This is a genomic window from bacterium (assembly GCA_040755795.1).
Lineage (GTDB): Bacteria > UBA9089 > CG2-30-40-21 > CG2-30-40-21 > SBAY01 > JBFLXS01.
In genome coordinates, this window is record JBFLXS010000633.1 from 1 (window position 1) to 1,673 (window position 1,673).

The 1,673-nt window shown below is 39.7% G+C and carries 1 protein-coding gene; it reads left to right on the top strand.

Annotation, left to right across the window (positions count from 1 at the left end; genetic code table 11):
• Nucleotides 1–79: 79 nt before the first annotated feature.
• The coding region (locus tag AB1414_20455; GenBank protein MEW6609784.1) for an Ig-like domain-containing protein at nucleotides 80–1,673 on the top strand (1,594 nt) is incomplete at its 3' end.

The window sequence follows — 1,673 nt, forward strand, 5'->3', positions numbered from 1 at the left end:
TTAATGACCCTCTGGGTTATCTTTTGGGACTCCAAAATGTCAAGAGAAACAAAAAGATGGCAAGAAATGAGGTAACACAATGCCACGCACCGTAAATATAGCCTTAAGTTCTACGCAACGCTCTCATGCAGGGTATAGCGATGATGAGATATTTACTCTTGACTTTCAGCCACTAAAAGGACAGGGATTAATCCAGGAAGATGTAAAGGCTCTAAAACAAAAGATAGATGAGATTACAAAGGGGAAACCTGGGGCAAAGGTAGATATTATTGCTTATTCACGAGGTGGGCTAATAGCGGAACTTTATACGATGATGTTTGGTAGTCAATATCAATCTACAATGAAATATTCGTATATTGATGCAGATGGGAATCCACAAGAACCAACTATCACCAACATCCCCCGCTACGGCCATGACATAAATCAAATCATTATGATGGAGACACCGCAAAAAGGGGCTGGTGTCTGTAACTTCTTCCGAAACCTCCCAATCAAAGAAAAATGGAAGTCAGATCTTGCTACCAGATTCAACCAAGTTGACCCTACTTTAGTCGGAAATGAGCAATTACAAGACAGTGGAAGTAATTTTATGGAGGAGTTATTCTGGAAGAACGCATTAAATTCAAATGTAACTTACATTAATATTGCCGGGGCTGGTGGAATAGTGGGTTTTGATTCTGCTCAAGGAGTACCTCTCCATCAGGAACTAAAAACCTTAGATAAGGTACTTACACTTACCAGTCATGCAGACTTCTATAAAGATACTAAGGTTAAAAAACGAATTCTTCAAAACCTGTTTAATAAAAACCCTATCACTGCACAAATATCCATCTCCCCGGAATCACCAGTCAGAGAAGGGGCAATATCTATCTCTATTACCTTATCCGAGTCTTTACCTTCAGCACCAACACTATTTATTAAAGGTAACGGTGCTTTTTCTTCTCCACACCCAATATCTTTAGCAGGCTCGGGTAAGAACTTCTCTGTAATCTTGAATATTCCCAAGGGGACTGACGGTAGTGCAAAGCTTTATTTTGAGGATAAAACACAAATGCAGGTAAAGATAGCCAGTGCTGATTGTAATGAGGAGATTATAGAAACTATCGATGTTCCAATATCAGGCTATCAGTTCTTTTTAATTGACACCGAGGAGCCTGAGGTTACTGCCACCACGCCAGCAAATGGTGAGGTGATTATTGCTGAGGACACGCCTTATACGGTCAATATCTCTGCTACACTTTTTGACCCACCTATTAATGGCTATGCCTCTGGTATTGACCCAACAACTATTGTCCTGAATACCCCTCAAGGGACTTTTCATCAGGCATCAGCAGTGAATAAGTTAGATTACGGTGAGTATTCTTGCTCAATTGAGGCAAAGGATAATGCCAATACACCAGGACATGACTTGAAAGTATCTCCTTATCGCTGGAGTTTTGAGATTGTACCAGCTATTTTTGTTAAAATTCACCCTACCTGGCAAAATTTCACTAACCCAAATGAATCCCATACGCATTACATTACTATTACTAACAAATCAAAGAAAAAGTCTTTTACGGCTAATATTGAGATGAAACTTATCAAAGAATCAGGCTGCCTTTCTATTACTCAATATCCTGCAGCTACCTTAGAGATACCAGCAGATAGTCAAGCAAGTACCTCTTTCGTAGTTA